Annotated in this window: 22 protein-coding genes; 12 read left to right on the forward strand and 10 right to left on the reverse strand. The window is 65.5% G+C overall.

What is annotated here, in order from left to right:
- Positions 1-127: 127 nt before the first annotated feature.
- The 10 genes from ASE59_RS00295 to ASE59_RS00340 all read left to right on the forward strand — a co-directional run bounded on the left by ASE59_RS00295 (position 128) and on the right by ASE59_RS00340 (position 9,226).
- Positions 128-1,351 (forward strand): MFS transporter, encoded by a 1,224-nt coding sequence (locus tag ASE59_RS00295; RefSeq protein ID WP_235515586.1) that lies wholly within the window; start codon positions 128-130, stop codon positions 1,349-1,351.
- A complete protein-coding gene (locus ASE59_RS00300; protein WP_056450681.1) occupies positions 1,348-2,406 on the forward strand; it encodes a sugar phosphate isomerase/epimerase family protein in 1,059 nt (352 codons plus the stop codon). Before ASE59_RS00295 ends, ASE59_RS00300 begins: the two co-directional genes overlap by 4 nt.
- Positions 2,403-3,545 (forward strand): Gfo/Idh/MocA family protein, encoded by a 1,143-nt coding sequence (locus tag ASE59_RS00305; protein WP_056450684.1) that lies wholly within the window; start codon positions 2,403-2,405, stop codon positions 3,543-3,545. The genes ASE59_RS00300 and ASE59_RS00305 overlap by 4 nt, the downstream gene beginning before the upstream one ends.
- Positions 3,546-3,547: 2 nt before the next feature.
- Complete coding sequence (locus ASE59_RS00310) at positions 3,548-3,925, forward strand: c-type cytochrome (RefSeq protein WP_235515587.1); 378 nt, start codon at positions 3,548-3,550, stop codon at positions 3,923-3,925.
- Positions 3,922-4,845 carry a hydroxypyruvate isomerase family protein gene (locus tag ASE59_RS00315; protein ID WP_056450687.1) on the forward strand — a complete coding sequence of 308 codons (924 nt, stop codon included), beginning with the start codon at positions 3,922-3,924 and terminating at the stop codon, positions 4,843-4,845. The genes ASE59_RS00310 and ASE59_RS00315 overlap by 4 nt, the downstream gene beginning before the upstream one ends.
- Positions 4,846-4,855: 10 nt before the next feature.
- Entirely contained in the window at positions 4,856-5,689 is an 834-nt protein-coding gene (locus tag ASE59_RS00320; RefSeq protein WP_156359807.1) for a DUF1080 domain-containing protein, read from the forward strand.
- On the forward strand, positions 5,686-6,255 hold the full coding sequence (locus tag ASE59_RS00325) for a gluconate 2-dehydrogenase subunit 3 family protein (protein ID WP_056450690.1): 570 nt from the start codon (positions 5,686-5,688) through the stop codon (positions 6,253-6,255). Before ASE59_RS00320 ends, ASE59_RS00325 begins: the two co-directional genes overlap by 4 nt.
- Complete coding sequence (locus ASE59_RS00330; RefSeq protein WP_056450693.1) at positions 6,252-7,085, forward strand: sugar phosphate isomerase/epimerase family protein; 834 nt, start codon at positions 6,252-6,254, stop codon at positions 7,083-7,085. The genes ASE59_RS00325 and ASE59_RS00330 overlap by 4 nt, the downstream gene beginning before the upstream one ends.
- A 24-nt stretch (positions 7,086-7,109) precedes the next feature.
- A complete protein-coding gene (locus ASE59_RS00335; RefSeq protein ID WP_056450696.1) occupies positions 7,110-8,786 on the forward strand; it encodes a GMC family oxidoreductase in 1,677 nt (558 codons plus the stop codon).
- 89 nt (positions 8,787-8,875) lie between these two features.
- A complete protein-coding gene (locus ASE59_RS00340; RefSeq protein ID WP_156359808.1) occupies positions 8,876-9,226 on the forward strand; it encodes a hypothetical protein in 351 nt (116 codons plus the stop codon).
- A gap of 16 nt (positions 9,227-9,242) precedes the next feature.
- Here the strand turns inward: ASE59_RS00340 and ASE59_RS00345 are convergent, their stop codons facing one another.
- From ASE59_RS00345 to ASE59_RS00385, 9 genes are all read right to left on the reverse strand, one after another.
- On the reverse strand, positions 9,243-9,695 hold the full coding sequence (locus ASE59_RS00345) for a hypothetical protein (protein WP_056450702.1): 453 nt from the start codon (positions 9,693-9,695) through the stop codon (positions 9,243-9,245).
- Between the two features lie 43 nt (positions 9,696-9,738).
- Positions 9,739-10,524, reverse strand: coding sequence for a phosphoadenylyl-sulfate reductase (locus tag ASE59_RS00350; RefSeq protein WP_056450705.1), 786 nt, complete (start codon positions 10,522-10,524; stop codon positions 9,739-9,741).
- Positions 10,517-10,942 carry a DUF934 domain-containing protein gene (locus tag ASE59_RS00355; RefSeq protein WP_056450708.1) on the reverse strand — a complete coding sequence of 142 codons (426 nt, stop codon included), beginning with the start codon at positions 10,940-10,942 and terminating at the stop codon, positions 10,517-10,519. The genes ASE59_RS00350 and ASE59_RS00355 overlap by 8 nt, the downstream gene beginning before the upstream one ends.
- Complete coding sequence (locus ASE59_RS00360; RefSeq protein WP_056450709.1) at positions 10,939-11,346, reverse strand: Rid family hydrolase; 408 nt, start codon at positions 11,344-11,346, stop codon at positions 10,939-10,941. Before ASE59_RS00360 ends, ASE59_RS00355 begins: the two co-directional genes overlap by 4 nt.
- Positions 11,339-12,973 (reverse strand): nitrite/sulfite reductase, encoded by a 1,635-nt coding sequence (locus tag ASE59_RS00365; RefSeq protein ID WP_056450712.1) that lies wholly within the window; start codon positions 12,971-12,973, stop codon positions 11,339-11,341. Before ASE59_RS00365 ends, ASE59_RS00360 begins: the two co-directional genes overlap by 8 nt.
- Before the next feature lie 141 nt (positions 12,974-13,114).
- Entirely contained in the window at positions 13,115-13,411 is a 297-nt protein-coding gene (locus tag ASE59_RS00370) for a DUF2849 domain-containing protein (protein WP_056450714.1), read from the reverse strand.
- Positions 13,408-14,196 carry a uroporphyrinogen-III C-methyltransferase gene (gene cobA / locus ASE59_RS00375; RefSeq protein ID WP_056450719.1) on the reverse strand — a complete coding sequence of 263 codons (789 nt, stop codon included), beginning with the start codon at positions 14,194-14,196 and terminating at the stop codon, positions 13,408-13,410. The genes ASE59_RS00370 and cobA overlap by 4 nt, the downstream gene beginning before the upstream one ends.
- Positions 14,197-14,273: 77 nt before the next feature.
- Positions 14,274-15,683 (reverse strand): succinylglutamate-semialdehyde dehydrogenase, encoded by a 1,410-nt coding sequence (gene astD / locus ASE59_RS00380; RefSeq protein ID WP_056450721.1) that lies wholly within the window; start codon positions 15,681-15,683, stop codon positions 14,274-14,276.
- A gap of 86 nt (positions 15,684-15,769) precedes the next feature.
- Entirely contained in the window at positions 15,770-17,173 is a 1,404-nt protein-coding gene (locus ASE59_RS00385) for a protein adenylyltransferase SelO family protein (RefSeq protein WP_056450723.1), read from the reverse strand.
- An 18-nt stretch (positions 17,174-17,191) separates the two neighbouring features.
- Between ASE59_RS00385 and ASE59_RS00390 the strand changes: the two genes are divergently transcribed.
- The gene (locus ASE59_RS00390; protein ID WP_056450725.1) at positions 17,192-18,070 is read left to right on the forward strand and encodes an alpha/beta fold hydrolase; all 879 of its coding nucleotides are present in this window, start codon (positions 17,192-17,194) and stop codon (positions 18,068-18,070) included.
- Positions 18,067-19,212: a glycosyltransferase gene (locus tag ASE59_RS00395; protein ID WP_056450731.1), complete on the forward strand. Its 1,146-nt coding sequence runs from the start codon at positions 18,067-18,069 to the stop codon at positions 19,210-19,212. The genes ASE59_RS00390 and ASE59_RS00395 overlap by 4 nt, the downstream gene beginning before the upstream one ends.
- Here the strand turns inward: ASE59_RS00395 and ASE59_RS00400 are convergent.
- Positions 19,200-19,586, reverse strand: a complete 387-nt coding sequence (locus ASE59_RS00400; protein WP_056450734.1) for an STAS/SEC14 domain-containing protein — start codon at positions 19,584-19,586, stop codon at positions 19,200-19,202. The two genes, ASE59_RS00395 and ASE59_RS00400, sit on opposite strands and share 13 nt — an antisense overlap.
- Positions 19,587-19,621 lie beyond the last annotated feature (35 nt).

Here is a 19,621-nt window from a genome sequence, read left to right on the forward strand (position 1 = left end):
GCCAGTTTGCGGAAGTCGATGACATCACGTCTTTACACCGCGCGCGGACCTACCTAGCCTTGCAAACGAATTAGCAGACAATACTGCGGAGGGGTGGCTGATGGCCATAGCGGAGGGTGTCGGGCCCGTGACCGAAAATTCGGTCGGCGGAAGTCTGACCGCGCGGCTAAGCGCGTTGATGTTCATGCAGTTCTTCATCTGGGGGGCGTGGCAGGTCACGCTCGGCCTGGTGATGCAGACGGTCGGGATCGGCAACCTGATCGGCAACGCGTTTTCGATGGGGCCGATCGCGTCGATCGTCGGCTCGTTGCTGCTCGGCATGGTCGCGGTGCGCTATGTCGCGCCGCGCATGCTGATGGTGATCCTGCATCTGGTCGGCGGCGTGCTGCTGTACCTGCTGCCGACGCTGCTGACGCCCGAAAACGGCGGCACGTTCGTGTGGCTGCTACTCGGCTACATGATCCTGTATATGCCGACCGTGGGTCTTGCGAACACGATCGCGCTGAAGAGCTTCGGTGAGCGGACCGACAATTTCCCGTTCGTTCGCGCCTTTGGCACAATCGGATGGATCGCCGCCGGCCTCATCATCGGCTGGGCGGGACTGTCGGCCAGCCCGAAGATCTTCTGGGTCGCGGCGGTCGTCTCGGTCGCGCTCGGCATCTACAGCTTCACCCTGCCGGCGGTCGAGGCCGACAAGCCGCAGGGCGGCAGCGTGCTCGCGCAGGTGTTCTGCGTCGAGGCGTTCGGCTTGATGCGGCAGAAGTCGTTCCTGATCTTCATCGTCTGCGCGACGCTGATCTCGGTGCCGCTGGCGATGTATTATGCCTATGCCTCGCCCTATGTCGGCGCGGCGGGGATCGAGAATGTCAGCGGGACGCTGGCGATCGGCCAGATGTCCGAACTTGTCTTCATGTTCTCGATGCCGTGGCTTTACCGCCGCTTCGGCGTAAAACCCCTGCTGCTGGTCGGCATGGCCGCCTGGGCGTTGCGCTATGCGCTGTTCGCGATCGGTGACGGCGGATCGGGGCTGTGGGCGATCTATCTGGGCGTCGCGCTGCACGGCGTGTGCTACGACTTCTTCTTCGTCGCCGGGGCCATCTATGTCGGCACCATCGCCACGCCGAAGGGCGTCAATGCGCAGGCACAGGGCATGTTGACACTGTTCACCTATGGCGTCGGCATGTTGCTCGGCTCGCAGATCGGCGCGCTGATCTATGCACAGTTGCCGAGCGCGCCGACGATCGCCGACTGGCAGGGCATGTGGGTCTATCCGGCGGTCGCCGCCGCCGCGATCGCGCTGCTGTTTCAATTCACCTTCCGCGACGATCGTCGCAAGGAGACGCTGGCATGACGGGAATGAAGGGGCCGGGCATTTTCCTGGCACAGTTCATGGGCGACAAGGCGCCGTTCGACACGCTGGAGAATATGGCCGAATGGGCCGCGGGCCTCGGCTATGTCGGCGTGCAGATCCCGTGCGACACACGCCTGATCGACCTGAAGACCGCGTCGGAGAGCAAGGATTATTGCGACGACCTGCGCGGCAAGCTCGCGGTGCACGGTATCGAAGTAACCGAGCTGTCGACTCATTTGCAGGGGCAGCTGGTCGCGGTGCATCCTGCCTATGACACGCTGTTCGACGGCTTCGCGCCGCCGGAAGTGCATGGCAAGCCGGCCGAGCGGCAGGTCTGGGCGGTCGAGCAGGTCAAGATGGCGGCGAAGGCCAGCGCCCATCTGGGGCTGAAGGCGCATGCGACCTTTTCCGGCGCGCTGGCATGGCCCTATGTCTATCCATGGCCGCAGCGGCCGGCCGGGTTGGTCGAGGAGGCGTTCGCCGAACTGGCGCGGCGCTGGACCCCGATCCTCGACGTGTTCGAAGAAAACGGCGTGCACTGCGCGTTCGAGGTCCATGCCGGCGAAGACCTGCACGACGGCGCGACGTGGGAACGCTTCCTCGAAGCGGTAAAGGGGCATAATGCCGCGCGGCTGCTATTCGATCCGTCGCATTACGTGCTGCAACAGCTCGACTATCTCGACTTCATCGATCGCTATCACGACCGCATCTCGTGCTTCCACGTCAAGGATGCCGAATATAATCCGACCGGGCGCTCGGGCGTCTATGGCGGCTATCAGGACTGGGTCGATCGCCCGGGCCGGTTCCGCTCGCTGGGCGACGGACAGGTCGATTTCTCGGGCGTGTTCAGCCGCATGGCGCAATATGGCTATGACGGCTGGGCGGTGCTCGAATGGGAGTGTGCGCTCAAGAATTCGGATGATGGAGCGCGCGAAGGCGCTCCGTTCATCGAGGCACATATGATCAAGCTGACCGACCATGCTTTTGACGATTTCGCGAAAAGCGGCGTCGACCGCGCGGCGATCCGCCAGCTGATGGGATTGTCGGCGGAATGAGCGGGAAGGCGTTGAAGCTGGGCATGGCCGGCGGTGGCGAGGGCGCGTTCATCGGCGCGATCCACCGCAAGGCGGCGGCGCTGGATGGTGACTGGCAGCTGGTGGCCGGCGCGTTCAGCAGCGATGCTGCCCGCAACGAGCGCAGCGGGGCCGCGCTCGGGCTAGATACGCAGCGCGTCTATGGCGACCTGAACGCGCTGATCGCCGCCGAAACGGCCTTGCCGGCGGGCGAGCGGATCGACGCGCTGGCGATCGTCACGCCCAATCACCTGCACGCGCCGATGGCAATCGCGGCGCTGGACGCGGGCATCCACGTCTTCTGCGAAAAGCCGATGGCGATGAGCAGCGACGAAGCCCGCGCGATCGCGATGGCGGCGCGCAAGAGCGGCGCGAAGTTCGCACTGGCGTTCACCTATAGCGGCTATCCGCTGGTCGAAGAGGCGCGGACGCGTGTCGCGCGCGGCGATCTAGGCAAGATCCGGCTCGTTCAGGTTGAGTATCTGCAAGGTTGGCTAAGCCTCCCCATCGATGGCGAAGGAAACAAGCAGGCGGAGTGGCGCACCGATCCGACCAAGGCTGGCTTGGGCGGCTGTCTGGGCGATATCGGCACCCATGCCTTTCACCTTGCCGAGCATGTCTCGGGTGTACGGGTGAGCGAGGTGTCGGCCGATCTGACCGCGCATGTCGCCGGGCGGCGGCTCGACGACGATGTCAGCGCGCTGCTGCGCTTCGATGGTGGCGCGCGCGGTACGCTCAAGGCGACACAGGTTGCGGCGGGCGAGGAGAACGGGTTGAAACTGCGCGTGTCGGGCGAACATGGCACGCTCGAATGGGCGCAGATGGAACCGAACACGCTGACGCTGCGCTGGCTCGACCGGCCGGCGGAAGTGGTGCGCGCGGGCGGACCGGGACTGGCAGCTTCGACGCAGGCGCTGCTGCGTACGCCGTCGGGCCATCCCGAGGGCTATATCGAGGCATTCGCCAATCTGTATCAGGGATTTGCTGCAGCGATTTGCGGGTCGGAGGACCGCTTCGTTCCCGGGCTGACCGATGGTCTGCGGACGATGAACTTTATCGAGGCGGTGATCGCGAACGCGGCATCCGACCGGAAATGGACCCCAGTGGAAGCGGGAGAGTAAAGATGAAACTGCTGACGGGTATGGCAATCGTGGTCGCGGCCGGTGCGACCGCGTTGCTGGCGACCGCGACGCCGACCACCGCCCAGACCGCGGCACCGCCCGCATTCAATGCGTGCAAGGCGTGCCACACGGTCAACAAGGGCGGCCGCAACGGCATCGGCCCCAATCTGTTCGGCGTCGTCGGACGGCCGGCGGCATCGGTGCCGGGCTTCAACTATTCCCCGGCGATGAAGGCGTCGAAGCTGCGCTGGGATGCGAAGACGCTCGACGAATATCTGGCGGCACCGGCCAAGAAGGTGCCGGGAACGCGCATGCCGATCGCCACGCCCGATCCGGCCAAGCGCGCGGCGATCATCGCTTACCTGACGTCGGCGAAATGAGCGGGGTGTCGCGGCGCACGGTAATGGCGGGGGCCGCCGCCACGACACTGGCCGCCGGAGTAGGCGCGTCGCAACGTCGCGAGGGGGGCGGCAGCAATGCCGCGCGCTTCTCGCTGAAGTTCGCGCCGCACGAGGGCAGCTTCGCCAGCTGCGGTGGCCGGATCGAACAGATCGCCTATGCCGCCGATCAGGGCTTCACCGCGTGGGAAGATAATGAGGCGGCCGGTCGCAGCATCGCCGAACAGACGGCGATGGCGAAGGCGCTGCAACAGCGCGGCATGACGATGGGCGTGTTCGTCGCCAGCATGCCGAAATGGTCGCAGTCGCGACCGTTGCTGGGTGCGAATGACGGGGCGGAGCGCGAGGGCTTCCTGGACGACATCCGCGCCTCGATCGATGTCGCCAAGCGGCTGTCGGCGACGCGGATGACGGTGGTTACCGGGTTCATGGACCCGAAGGTGCCATTGGACATCCAGACCGCACGGGTGATCGACGTCATGCGGCGCGCGGGTGATATCGTTGCTCCGCACAACATAGCGATGGTGATGGAACCGCTGAACACGCGAACCAATCATCCCGGCGTCTATATGCAGACGGTGGCGCAGGGCTATACCGTCGCACGTGGCGCGAACAGCCCGGGGGTAAAGATCCTTGCCGATCTGTACCATGAGCAGATCCAGTCGGGAAATCTGATCCCGACGCTCGATACCTGTTGGGACGAGATCGGCTATATCCAGTTCGGCGATAATCCGGGCCGCAACGAGCCGGGAACCGGCGAAATCAATTATGCCAACATCGTCAAATGGCTGCGGGGCAAGCGCTATGCCGGTGTGATCGGCATGGAACATGGCAATTCGATCAAGGGTCGAGCCGGGGAGGACGCGCTGGTCGCGGCCTATCGCCGGATCGATCAGGCGTGAAGGGGAGGGGATGATGAGGCTCCGTGAGATAGCGGCGCTCGGTTCCGTGCTGACAGCGCTGGCGGGTTCCGCCGGTGCGCAGGACAAGCCGGGGTTCAAGGATACGCCGGTGCTGCCCGGCGGCCAGTGGCGGGTGCACGATGCCGACCGGCCGACGCCGAGCGTGGTGACGCCGACGGCACAGCCCGGTGGTGCGCCGTCCGATGCGATCGTGCTGTTCGACGGCCGGTCGGCCGATGCGTGGACGCCGAAGGGTACGCCATGGTCGGTCGAGGACGACGTGCTGACCGTGCCGACGCGCGGACCGGACGGAAAGGGCGGCGGCGATCTGGTGTCGAAGCAGAGTTTCGGCGACGTGCAGTTGCACCTCGAATTCCGCAGCCCCAATCCGCCGACCAAGACGTCGCAGGATCGCGGCAATAGCGGCATCTGGTTCATGCAGCGCTACGAGGTGCAGATTCTCGATGGCTATCAGAACCCGACCTATGCCGATGGCACGGTCGGTGCGGTCTATGGCTTCAAGCCGCCGCTGGTGAATGCATCGCGCAAACCCGGCGAATGGCAGACCTACGACATCGTGTTCGAACGGCCGCGCTTCGCCGCCGACGGGTCGCTGGTGCGTCCGGCCTATGTCACCGCGTTCCTGAACGGGGTGGTGGTGCAGAATCATCAGGCGATGCTGGGCACGACGATCTGGCGGCAGATCGCGAAATATGAGGCGCATGGCGATGCCGCGCCGATCCAGTTGCAGGATCATGATTCGCCGGTGTCGTTCCGCAACATCTGGGTACGGCCGTTGCCCGAAAGCGCGATCGCGCAGGATCTGAAGGAGAACAGCAAATGATCGATCGCAGGACGGCGCTTGCCGGTGTCGCGGCGATGTTCGGTACGGCCTTATATGCGCCGCTCGCGCGCGCTGTGGGTGCCGAAGGTCCGGTCGGCGTACCGACGATCAGCGATGGCCCGCCGAGCGCCGCCGTGTTCACTGCGCCGCAACGCGCGCTGATGACGGCGCTGAGCGAACGGGTGATCCCGACCACCGACACGCCCGGCGCGATCGCCGCGGGTGTGCCGGCTTATATCGAAAAGCTGCTGGCCGACTGGTCCTACCCTGCCGAGCGGGTGCCGATCGTCGCCGGGCTCGATGCGATCGAGAAGCGCAGCATGACCGATTACAAGGTTGCGGGTGCCAAGGCGACGCCGGCACAGCAGGACGCATTGCTGACGCTGGCGATGAACGACCAGATTCCGGGCGGCAAGACGTTCTTCGAAGCGTTTCGTCAGCTGGTCATCGCCGGCTATTACACGTCGGAAATCGGCATGACGCAGGAACGCGAATATCTGCCGGTGCCGGGCGAATATAACGGCGCCTTTCCCTATTCGCAGGTCAACAAGGTGTATAGCGCATGATCGTCAATCGCAGGCACGTCCTGGCCGGTGCAGGCGGCATCGCCGCGCTCGGCGTCACTGGCATCGCGCAGGCGGCGCAGATCAAGGCCGTCGGCATCCAGCTCTACACCGTGCGCCACCTGTTCCAGAAAGACCCGGTCAAGACGCTCGGCGACATCGCCCGCATCGGCTACAAGGAAGTCGAATATGGCGGTGGCGGCTATGATGCCATGGACCATAAGATGCTGCGGCGGACCACCGATCGGCTGGGCCTTCGCGCGCCGTCGATCCATGTGCCGTACGAGGCGTTGCTCGGCGCGTTCGACAAGCAGGTCGAAATGGCCAAGACGCTGGGCGCGGATACGATAGTTTTGCCGTACATGGTCGACAAATATCGCACCGAAGCCGGCTGGACTGAGGCGCTGCCGAATATCAACCGCTTCGCTACTGATCTGCGCAAGGCGGGGCTGGGCTTCGCCTATCATAACCATGATTTCGAATTCACGGTGAAGCCGGGTGGCGTCAGCCTGTACGAGCGGTTGCTGAAGGCGACCGATCCTGGCCTGGTGAAGGTCGAGCTCGATCTCTACTGGGTCGGCCATGCCGGCGAGGACGTCGGCGCGTGGATCGACCGGCTGGGGCCGCGCCTCTACGCCTATCACGTCAAGGACGCGCGCGCCGATGGCAGCATGACTGCGGTCGGTGCCGGCAAGACCGATTTCGCCGCGCTGTTCCGTCGCCGCGGCAGCGCCGGCGTCCGCCACTTCTACGTCGAAAACGATGAGGCGCCCGCGCCGTATCTTCCGGATATCACCACGAGTTTCCGGACGCTCAAGGCGCTGCGTTACTAAAACAGATACCCTTGGAGGGGAATTATGGCAGTCACCAACAGGTTTGACGCGATCGTCATCGGATCGGGCGTCAGCGGCGGCTTCGCCGCAAAGGAATTGACCGAAAAGGGCCTGCGCGTCCTGATGCTCGACCGTGGCCGCATGGTCGAGCATGTCGAGGGTTATCCGTATGACGGCAAGCCTGCGTACGAGGTCCCGGCGCGCAACCAGATGCCCAAGCCGCTGATGGACAGCGATTATTTCATCGCGAAATATGGCTATGTGTCGCCAAGCAACCGGTCCTTTTACAATGACGACCGGCTCAACCCCTATGCCTTTGACGAGGGGGAGAAATTCTACTGGATCCGCCCGGGCGCGGTCGGCGGCAAGTCGCTGATCTGGGGCCGCTGGTCGTTCCGGTGGAGCGCCGACGATTTCGAGGCGAACAAGCGCGAAGGCATCGATGGTGCGTGGCCGATCGGCTATGACGACGTCGCGCCGTGGTACAGCTATGTCGAGAAATATATCGGCGTATCGGGTTCGCGCGAGAACCTGCCCTATCTGCCCGACAGCGAATTCCAGCCGCCGATGCCGATGAACGTCGCGGAAAAGTGGCTGAAGCAGCAGTTGGAAACCAAGTTTCCGGGCCGCAAGCTGATCAACACCCGCCTGTCGAACATGACGGAGGACAAGCCGGACCAGAACCGCACCAAGTGCCAGTTCCGCAACCAGTGCGGCAATGGCTGTTCGTTCGGTGCCTATTTCTCGACGCAGGCGGTCACGTTGCCGGCGGCACGCGCGACCGGGCGGCTGACGCTCCGGTCGGACGCGGTCGTCACCAACCTCGAATATGATGCCAAGCGCAAGAAGGTGACCGGCGTCCGCTTCATCGATGCGAAGACGGGCCAGGCGGAAACGGTGCAGGCGAACCTCGTCTTCCTGTGCGCGTCGGCGATGGCATCTACGCAGATCCTGATGAATTCGCGGATGGGCGGCGGCGGTCGCAGCCATTTCGACACCAGCGGGACGCTGGGGCGTTATGTCATGGACCATATCTTCCGCGTCGGGGCCGAGGGCGATATCCCCGGCATGACCGACCTGATCGAATATGGTCGGCGGCCGGGCGGGGTCTATGTCCCGCGCTTCCGCAACCTGAAGGGTGAGGAAGGCGTCGGCTTCCGTCGCGGCTATGGCTATCAGGGCAGCGCGCGTCGCGAACCGATGGCGCCGGTCGGTTTCGGCAAGGACATGAAGCATGGCATGCGGCAATATGGGCCGTGGAAGTTCGGGATGGGCGCGTTCGGCGAATGCCTGCCCTATGCCGACAACCATGTGTCGCTGCATGCGAACAAGGTCGATCGGTTCGGCGTGCCGCTGATGAAGTTCGACGTGAAGTTCCGCGACAACGAACTGAAGATGATGGCCGACGCCCGGATCGAGGGCGAGAAGATGCTGAAGGCGGCGGGCCTGACCAATGTCCGCAGCTATGAAGGTGCACACGTCCCGGGCGACGCGATCCACGAAATGGGTGGCGCACGCATGGGTGCCGATCCGCGCAAGTCGGTTCTGAACGGCTGGAGCCAAGCGCACGACGCGTCGAACCTCTACGTCACCGACGGCGCGCAAATGGCGTCGGTGTCGTGCGTCAATCCGTCGCTAACCTTCATGGCACTGACCGCCCGCGCGGCGGACCATGCCGTGCGGACCAAGCCCTGGGCCTGATGTCAAGAGGCGCGGGCGGTTCGCCCGCGCCGCCACCATTCATTTACCACGTCGGGTTAAGCCGGTCCGGTGGTAACGGGAGGCGCGGCGTGACCGAACGGTGGATGGAGGAGCTGCGCAACAAAGTTCCCACGCCTCCATCTGACATGGACGCCGATGCGTTCGCCGATCACCTTCGGCAACGCGCGGAGGCCGCCAAGAAGTTGGAACATGGGCTGCTGACCGAGGTGCCCATGCTGTACGGCTCGCCGGGCAGGCATGAGCCGGAGGGCGATCCCGGTATCGTCATCGCTCGCCTTCACCGCGACGAGTTGCTGCGGCGGAGCGGCGCTTTGCCTTTCCAGCGTAGCGAGAAGACTCCGGCGCGGCTACCTTATGAGCGGTTTCTGATCGCGATCGGGCTGGTCTTGGAAGCGCTCTACTTCTTCGGCCGCGATTGAGTTTGATGGTAGCCCGTCAACCGGTCGTCGCGGGTCGCAGTCCAAGCAGCGTCAACAGCGTTCCCGCGACGGCATCCAGATCGTCGGTCGACAACGGAGCCGCTTCGCCGTCGCGCGCTTCGAAGCCGTTGTTCGCGCCGAGATTGTCGGAGGGCGTAAGCATGACTGTGTCGCCAGTCCGGTCGATATCGACCCGCCGAGCCTCGCGCATAAAGGCCTTGAAGTTCTTGACGGCTGCCGCGTCCTGGAAGGGGATGAACTGACGCTTCCATTGGTCGGGGGTCGGATCGGCTACGTCGCCGCGCGATGCTGCCAGTGCCGCACCGATCGCCTGCGCGACCACTGCCTTCTTGGCCGACTTGCCGAACCATTGGGGATCGGTCGCGATCGTGTCGGCGGATACGGTGCGCGACACCGGCGCGATAATGATCCGGCCGTTGGTGAAGTAGGCGACTGCCGATTGCTGCATCGCCGCCCTTTGCGCCCGAAACCCGGGCGGGGCAAGTATGGGGTCAGAAGCTCGGCAGGTTCGGGTCGCCGTCGAGCAGCGGCTTGTGGATGCCGCATTCGACCTTTTCCCAGCCGGTCCAGCGACCCGAGCGCGGGTCTTCGCCTGGCTTCACTCTGTTGGTGCAGGGTTGGCATCCAATCGATGGGAAACCCTGTTCGACCAGCGGGTGGCGGGGCAGGTCGTGTTCGGCGAAATAGGCGTCGATGTCGGCCGGGGTCCAGGTGATGAGCGGATTGACCTTCAACCGGCCGACCGCGTCCGACGTGTCGAGTTCGAAGCGCGGCAGGGCGGTGCGGGTCGCCGACTGGAACGCCTTGCGCCCGGTGAAGCTGGCGTCGAAGCCCAGCAGGCCGCGCGCGAGCGGTTCTACCTTGCGCAGGTCGCAGCAGCCATCGGGATCGTAGGACCAGCGCAAGCCAGTCGCGTCCTTTGCCGCCAGCAGATCGCCATCGGGCGTGAGGTTGCGGAAGTCGGTCAGGCCCAGCCGTTCGACAAGGAGATCGCGATAGGCGAGCGTTTCGGGGAAATGCTTGCCCGTTTCGAGAAACAGCACGGGGACCGAGCGGTCGACCGACGCGATCAGGTGCAGCAATACCGCTGACTCCGCGCCGAAGGACGATACGGCGGCTACATTACCGAGCAGCCCGTCGCGCAGGGCTATGGTCAGCATCTCTTGCGTCGAGGCGTCGCGGAAGCGATCGTTTAACGCCTGCGCATCGGCGGCGGTGAAACGCGGGCCGATGTCCAGCCGGTCGCGCGCGCGAATGTCGGGATCGGCATCAGCCATGACGCAGCTTCCACACCGGCACCTGCGCGTCGGCCGCCGCCTGATAGACGTGGTCGTAGCGTTCCAGCGCGCGTTCGAGCGCGGCGGGATCGACCGGGGCGGTTGGCGCAAAGCTGTCGAAGCCGCAGCGGCGCATCAGCGGGATCTGATCGATCAGCACGTCGCCTTCGGCGCGCAACTCGCCGGTATAACCCGCCTCGCGCAAGATACGCCCGGCGGAATAGCCGCGGCCGTCGCGGAATTTGGGAAAGCTGACTTCGATCAGTGCCAGCCGGTCGAGATGCGGGAGCAGCAGGCGGGCATCGTCACCCGCCTCGATCCGCACGGCGGTCGCGTTCGACTGGCCGAGAAAAGCGTCCAACGTGACAGCGGGTTCGTCATGCGCTACATCGTCGCGCAGGCGCAGCGGTTCGTTCATGCCGTCTCTCCATTGTCGGGCAGGCGCGCGACGACTTTCAGTTCGAAGCGGAAACCGGCGAGCCAGGTCACGCCGGTCGCGGTCAGCGCGGGCAGGGGCGCATCGCCCCAATAGGCCGGATGGTGCGCGAACAGCAGCGGCAGGACCGCTTCGGGATCGGTCGTGAAGATCTGCACGTCGACGACGTCGGCCGAGGTGCAACCTGCGCCGGCCAACACGTCGGTCAGGTTGGCGAAGGCGAGCGCAACTTCGTCGGCAAGGTCGGGTTCGGGCGTTCCGTCGCTGCGGGCGCCGACCTGCCCCGATACGAACAGCAACCCATTGGCACGGATCGCCGGCGAATAGCCATGTTCGGCATAGAGCGCGTGCGGTGCGGCCGGGAAAGCGGCGGATCGCTTACCCATAAATAGCCTCCTTGAACGGTTCCATGCCGATCCGGCGGTAGGTGTCGACGAAGCGTTCCCCGTCAGTGCGTTCGGCGAGATAGCGGTCGGTGACTCGCTCGATCGCGTCGACCACGCCGTCCTCGGAAAAGCCGGGACCGGTGATCTTGCCAAGCGATACGTCCTCCGCACCCGATCCGCCCAGCAGCAGCTGGAAATTCTCGGTCCCCTTCCGGTCGACGCCAAGGATGCCGATGTGGCCGGCATGGTGGTGGCCGCAGGCGTTGATGCAGCCGCTGATCTTCAGCTTCAGTTCGCCCAGATCACGTTGGCGCACCGGATCGGCGAAGCGGGTCGCGATCTTTTGTGCGAGCGGGATCGAGCGGGCGTTGGCAAGGCTGCAATAATCTAGGCCGGGGCAGGCGATGATATCGGTGATGAGGTCCAGATTTGCCTCGGCCAGCCCGATCGCGACCAGCCGGTCATAGACCGCGCGCAGATCGGACGAGCGGACGTGCGGCAGGACGATGTTCTGCGCATGGGTGACGCGCAGTTCGGCGAAGCTGTAGGCTTCGGCAAGATCGGCCATCGCGTCGATCTGATCGGCGGAGGCGTCGCCGGGAATGCCGCCAGCGGGCTTTAGGCTGATGGTAACGATCGTATAGCCGGCGCGCTTATGGGCATGGGTGTTCTGGTCGAGCCATGCCGCGAAGCCCGCATCGCTGCGATCGACCGGGGCATCGGTCAAGGTGTCGGCAAAGGCAGGGTCGGCGAAGAAGGCGGCGATACGGTCGAATTCAGCCTGGGGTGGGTCGATGCCCAGCGTCTTGATATGCGCGAATTCTTCGGCAACCTCGGCGCGGTATTTATCGACGCCAATCTCGTGGATCAGGATCTTGATCCGCGCCTTGTACATATTGTCGCGGCGGCCATAGCGATTGTAGACGCGCAGGCACGCCTCAAGATAGCTCATCAGGTCCGACAACGGCACGAAGTCGTTGACCAGCGGTGCGACCATCGGGGTGCGGCCCATGCCGCCGCCGACATAGACCTGCGCGCCGGCAACGCCGTCCTGCTCGACGATGCGCAGGCCGATATCGTGGAGGCGCATCGCGGCGCGGTCTTCATCGGCGGCGATGACGGCAATCTTGAACTTGCGCGGCAGGTAGCTGAATTCGGGGTGGAAGGTGCTCCACTGGCGCAGCAGCTCGGCCCACGGGCGAGGGTCGGTCAGCTCGTCAGCGGCGGCACCGGCGAACTGGTCCGAACTGATGTTGCGGATGCAGTTGCCGCTGGTCTGGATGGCGTGCATCTCGACCTTCGCCAGTTTTTCCAGAATGTCGGGCGTGTCGGCCAGCTTGATCCAGTTGAACTGGAGGTTCTGGCGCGTGGTGAAATGGCCATAGCCGCGATCATAGGTGCGGGCGATATCGGCCAGCAGGCGCATCTGCGTCGACGACAGCGTGCCATAGGGGATGGCGACGCGCAGCATGTACGCGTGGAGTTGGAGATAGAGGCCGTTCATCAGCCGCAGCGGCTTGAACTGATCCTCGGTCAAATGACCCGACAGGCGGCGTTCGACCTGATCGCGGAACTCCGCGACGCGGGCGTCGACGATCGACTGGTCGTAGGTGTCGTACTGGTACATTCAAAATCCTCCCCGGCACGGGGAGGGGGACCGTCGCGTCAGCGATGGTGGAGGGGGTTCTCTACCGGCGCTGCGCTTGGGGACATCCCCCTCCACCAGCCTGCGGCTGGTCCCCCTCCCCGCGAACGGGGAGGAGCTTGATTAGATGACCCACGCTCCGGCGTCCGGATCGGCGGGCTTTAGCGTCAGGTCGGTTCGCACCGTCGGGCCGAGGGCGCGGATGCGGTCCTTGATGTGCGCCGGGCGGGGGCCTTCGGGCGTTGCCACTGCGTCGATCACGTACGGCACATTGACGCGGCGAGCGGCTTCCTCGACCTGTGCGATGCCTTCGCCGTCCTCACCGACGTCGGTCGCATCCTCGACATGGCGCGACCAGTCGCTGCCGGTCCACCACGTCACGTCGCCGCTGGCGAGGTCGTTTCCGGTCAGCAGCTTCATGCCAGTGCCGCCGCCGCACGTGCCCAGTTGCCGAGCTTATCCTCGGCATCGGCCAGTTGCACCACTTCGCCGACGACGATCACCGCCGGGCTCTGCACATCCTCGCGTGCGACCATCGGGCCGAGGTCGGCGAGCAGGGTGCGGAGCGCACGGGCATCGGCATAGGTGCCGCGTTCCAGCACCGCGACCGGCATGTCGGGCGCGACGCCGTCGGCCATTAGCTTGTCGGCGATCGCCTCGGCGGTGGCGACGCCCATATAGATCACCAGCGTGCGACCCTGTCCGGCAAGGCCCGACCAGTCCTGTTCGGAGAGGCCCTTGCACTGGCCGGCGACGAAGCTGACCGCCGACGACCAGTCGCGGTGGGTGAGCGGCAGCATCGCGCCCGCCGCACAGCCAAGCGCCGCCGAGACGCCGGGGATCACCTCTACGGTCAGGCCGGCGGCGCGCACCGCTTCGACCTCTTCGCCGCCGCGACCGAAGATGAACGGGTCGCCGCCCTTCAGCCGGATGACGATCGCACCGGTCTTCACATGCGCGACGATCAGCGCGTTGATCGATTCCTGCGGCAGCGTGTGGCGCGCGCGCTGCTTGGCGACCGAGATGCGCTGTGCGGTCGCCGGTGCCAGATCGAGTACGCGCGGGTCGATCAACCCGTCATGGACGACGACGTCGGCAGATTTCAGCGCCTCGACGGCGCGCACGGTCAACAGGCCGGGATCGCCCGGACCTGCCCCGACGAGGATGACGCGCCCGCGCGCAGTCGGATCGAGTAACGTTGCCATGCTGGCGTAGATGCGGTCGCCCCGCCCCGCAGGCAACCGACGCTTGCTTGGGGGGCGGGAAGGGATTGTTTAGCGACCTATTGGTTGCGCAGGCCGATGCCGATCGAGGCGCGGGCCTGCTCCGCTTCGGCCGAGACGACCGGATAGGCGCAATAGTCGGCGGCGTAATAGGCGGAGGGGCGGTGATTGCCCGACCAGCCGATACCGCCAAAGGGGGCTGCCGACGATGCGCCGTTGGTCGGTCGGTTCCAGTTGACGATGCCGGCGCGGATATTGGCCCAGAAGCCGTCATACAGTTGCGGATCGGAAGAAATCAGCGATGCCGACAGCCCGTAGCGCGTGTTGTTCGCCTCTGCGATCGCGTCTTCGAAACTGTCGACGCGGAACACCTGCAGGAGCGGTCCGAACAGTTCGACATCGCTGCGCTCGGCGGTGTCGGACATGTCGATGATGCCGGGGGTCAGGAACGGACGCCCATCGATCATTCGTTGCATGAAGCGGAGCGGACGCCCGCCGCGCGAGGTCAGCGACAGGAAGCTTTCGGTCAGTTGGTCGGCGGCTTCGTTGTCGATGACGGGGCCCATGAAGGGCGCGGGATCGGCATGGGGTTCGGCAATAATCAGCCGCTCGCACAGCCGGTTGATTTCGGCCAGCAGCGGTTCGGCCAGCCGCCGTTCGACGATCAGCCGGCGCGCGGCGGTGCAGCGCTGTCCGGCGGAGGTGAAGGCCGACTGTACGACCAGCACCGCCGCCGCGTAGAGATCGGGGGCGCTCCACACGATGATCGGGTTGTTGCCGCCCATTTCGAGCGCGAGGATCTTTTCGGGCGTTTCGGCGAACTGGCGGTTGAGCGCGATGCCGGTACGGGCCGATCCGGTGAACAGCAAGCCGTCGATGTCGGGATGGCTGGCAAGTGCGCGGCCCTGTTCGGGACCGCCGATCAGCAGCCGCACGCAATCCTCGGGCACACCGCCGGCGCGGTAGCAGTCGACGAGGAACGCGCCGCTGGCCGGGGTCTTTTCGGACGGTTTGAACACGACCGCGTTGCCCGCGATCAACGCCGGAATGATATGGCCGTTGGGCAGATGCGCCGGAAAGTTATAGGGGCCGAGTACCGCGAGCACGCCGTGCGGCTTGTGACGCAGTGCCATGCGCGACCCGGCCTGTGCCTCCAGCCGCCGCTGGCTGGTACGTTCGCCATATGCGGTGATCGAGATTTCGACCTTGGCGATAACGGTCTCGACCTCGGTCCGCGCTTCCCAGAGCGGCTTGCCGGTTTCGCGCGCGATCACATCGGCAAAGGCTTCGGCGCGGCTGCGCACGACATTGGCGAAGCGGCGCATCGCTTCGATCCGGTAGGCGAGCGAGCGCGACGCCCAGCCGGCCCAGCCGGCACGGGCGGCGGCGACTTCGGTATCGGCATCGCCGACAGGGGCACGCCACAGGGTCGCGCCGGTTGCGGGTTCGGTCGAGACGAGTTCGGCCATGCGTAGTTGTATCCGCCTCCTGATTATTGCGCATCCTTGGACCAGAACGCGCGGCGATGCCAGTTGTCTGCTACGATCGGTCGATGTCAGGCAAGCGCCTGTCCCATGCGGCGGATGGCGGCGACCTTGGCATCGAACGGCGTCCAGTCGTCGCGCTCGGCAATGGCGGCCCAGATTTGCTCGACTTCGCCGATCAGCATCGAACAGGGGGCGGCATCGGACCAATAGGGGTGGCTGCGGTCGCTGCGCGGGCGATAGTCGGACAGCAGCGCCCGGACGGCCTCGAACGCGGCCCAGTCGTCGCCTTCGGGTAGCCAGCCGCCAAATGCCTCGAAGAAGAAGTGGTCGATCAGCATGTGCGAGGTTGCAATCGCGGTGGTGACCGCATCGGCTAGCGCGCGGTCGCTGGCCTGGTCGCGCGGGGTAACGCCCAGACGCCACAGCATCGCATCGGCCGCCGCCGTCGCATAGCGATCGGGGAAGGTTTCCAGCACCTCGATCAATGGTGGCGCCTCGACGACCGTGCGTAGCGCCACCGCCAGTTGCATGACGTTCCAGTGCATCGCGTCGGGCTGACGACCGAAGGCGTATAGCCCCTGATGGTCGAAATAGGCGGCGGTGAAGCCGGCGTCCCAGATCGGGGCGAACCGCCACGGGCCGTAGTCGAAACTCTCGCCGGTGACGTTGATATTGTCGGTGTTGAGCACGCCGTGGACGAACCCGGCCGCCATGAACCGCGCGGCGAGCGTGGCGACGCGGCCGACGACCTCGTCGAACATCTCGATTGCGGGGGCGCTGCCCGGCGTGCGGCCGTGCAGGCGGACCAGCACATAGTCGACCAGCCGGTGCATGGCGTCGGCGTTGCGTTCATAGGCGAGCCGCTGAAAGGTGCCGATGCGGACATGGCTGTGGTTTAGCCGGACCAGCACCGCCGAGCGCGTCGGCGAGGGTTCGTCGCCGCGTACCAGTTCCTCGCCAGTCTCGATCAGCGAGAAGCTGCGCGACGTGGGGACGTTCAGCGCCTCCAGCATCTCGGTCGCCAGCACCTCGCGTACGCCGCCCTTCAGCGTCAGCCGGCCGTCGCCGAAGCGGCTGTAGGGGGTCTGTCCCGACCCCTTGGTACCGAGGTCGAGCAGCCGGTCGCGATGGTCGGTCGCCTGCGCGTACAGGAAGCCGCGCCCGTCGCCGATATCGGGGTTGTACGACTGGAACTGGTGCCCGTGATAGCGCAGCGCCAGCGGTTGCGGGATGCTGCCGGGCAGCGGGGTGAAGCAGGCGAAATGATCGACCCACGCGTCGTCGGCAAGGCGCAGGGCGTCCGCCGTCGCGTCCGCGTTGACGATCCCGATCTGCGCCGCCGCGCGATCGTTGCGGAAGCGCAGGATATGTTCGGGAAAGGCCGCCGGCGCCACGGCATCGTAGAACGGTTCGCCCAGCGACAGGATATCGGTGCGGGGGCGATAGCGAGCGGGTTGCGGGTTTTCGGCCATGCGGCGATATGGGGGGCGATGGCGCTATCCGACAAGCAACGCTTCACTGATGCATATTGGTGGTCGAACGACGGCCTGCGGTTGCATTATCGCGACTATGCCGGGCGGGCCGACCGGCCGGCGATCCTGTGCCTGCACGGGTTGACGCGCAATGTGCGCGACTGGGAGGATGTTGCCGACCGGCTTGCTGGCGAATGGCGGCTGATCGTGCCCGAGATGCGCGGACGCGGCGAAAGCGGCTATGCCCGCGATCCGATGACCTATGTGCCGCTGGTCTATCTGCAGGATGTCGAAGCCCTGCTGAACCAGTTGGAACTGCCGCAGGTCGTCGCGTTTGGGACGTCGCTGGGCGGGATTCTGACGATGTTACTGGCGGCGACCGATCGCGACCGGATCGCGGCGGCGTTGCTCAACGATGTCGGGCCGGAACTCGATCCGGTCGGGCTGGGGCGGATTCGCGGCTATGTCGGCAGGCAGGTCAGCCACCCGACCTGGATGCATGCGGCGCGCGCAGTCGCCGAGAACAACGGCGACGTCTATCCGGGCTATGAGGTGCAGGACTGGCTGCACATGGCCAAGCGGGTGCACCGGCTCAATTCGGCGGGGCGCATCATCCTCGATTACGACATGAAGATCGCCGAGCCGTTTCGCGTGCCTGGCAATGAAGCGGGTCCGGACATGTGGCGCGCCTATGAAGCGCTTGCGGGCAAGCCGGTGTCGATCGTTCGCGGCGAACTGTCGGATATCCTGCCGGCGCAGGTCGGGGCGGCGATGGCGGAGCGGATCGGTACCGCCGAACTGACGACGATCGCCGGGGTCGGCCATGCCCCGACACTGACCGAACCGGCGTCGATGGCGGCGATCGACCGGTTGCTGGCGCGGGTCGCGGGGGCGTGAGCGCGCCGGTCCGCATCCTGCACCTCCACTCTTCCTTCGCTTACGGGGGCAAGGAGGCGCGGGCGATCCGGCTAATGCACGCATGGGGATCGAACGCTGTCCATACGATCGTGTCGGGCGTGCCCGAGCGGACCGAGGCGCAGGCGGCGATCGGCAGCCATATCCGATACGAGATCGCGCAGAACCCGCCGGCGCTGACCGGCAAGGCATCGGTCGCGCGGTTCGAGGCGATCGCGAAATACATGCGGCGGTTCGATCTGGTGCTGACCTATAATTGGGGCGCGATCGACGGGGTGATGGCAAGGCGGGTGTTCGCAAAAGGCGCGCCGCCGGTGATTCATCACGAGGACGGCTTCAACGAGGATGAGGCGACCCGGCTGAACCCGGTGCGCAACCTGTATCGCCGGTTCGCGCTGGGCGCGGCGGATGCGCTGGTCGTGCCGTCGGAGCGGTTGCTCGACGTCGCGCGGACGGTGTGGAAACAGCCCGAGGGGCGGCTGCACCTGATCGGCAACGGCGTACCCGTCGCGCGGTTCGCGCAAGGGTGCGCGCCCGACGCGATCCCCGGTTTCCGCCGCAAGCCGGGTGAGATCGTCATCGGCTGCGTCGCCGGTTTGCGCGAGGTGAAGGACCTGCCGCTGCTGGTGCGGTCGGTCGGCGGGATTGCGGTCAAGGTGCGGCTGGTGATCGTCGGCGAAGGGCCGGAGCGGCAGAATATTCTCGATGCCGCCGAGGCGATGGGGATCGACGACCGCGTCCACTTGCCCGGGTTCCTGCCCGAAGCGTGGCGCTATATGGGCTTGTTCGATATCTTCGCACTGTCGTCGAAGAGCGAGCAGCAGCCGATTTCGGTGATGGAAGCGATGGCCGCCGGCCTGCCGGTCGTGGCGCCGTCGCTGGGCGATATCGGTAAGATGGTGTCGGAGTCGAACCAGCCGTACATGGGCATCGACCGGATGGAAGTGCACCTGCGCGACCGGTTGCAGATGCTGGCGGTCGATCCGGCGGCGCGGCACTATGTCGGCGAGAGCAATCGGGCCAAGGCCTTTGCCGAGTTCGACGAGGCGACGATGATCACCAGTTACAAGGCGCTGTACGAACGCGCGATCGGGCGGCCGGGGGCGCTGGGTCAGCCGGTCTGAACGTCCGCTTCGGCCAGCCAGGCGCGGGCCGGTTCGATCACGTCGAACACCGCCGTTTCGCGGGCGGCGGTGATGCGGCGAGCCTGTATCGCGTCGAGCGCCGAGGCCGATACGATCGCGATCCGCTCCATCTCACCGATCTGGTTCCGGCGGAATTCGACCAGCGTCTCGACCACGCCGCGGACGTGCAGGGCGCAGTCGCGAATGTCGAACAGCAGGTTCCGCGGCATCAACCGGGCGGGCGTGGCACGCATGTCGGCGGTGACCGCGGCGATATAGGCTTTGGCGGTTGCGACCGTCCATTGCCCGTGAAGGGTGACGATGACGGTCCGCAGCGCATGGTCGTGCACGATGGCCAAAGACGGTTCGGTCATATGCCAGGCTATGCTTCACCCAGGAGAAAAATGCA

Source organism: Sphingomonas sp. Leaf10, assembly GCF_001421245.1.
In the GTDB taxonomy this organism is placed as follows: domain Bacteria; phylum Pseudomonadota; class Alphaproteobacteria; order Sphingomonadales; family Sphingomonadaceae; genus Sphingomonas.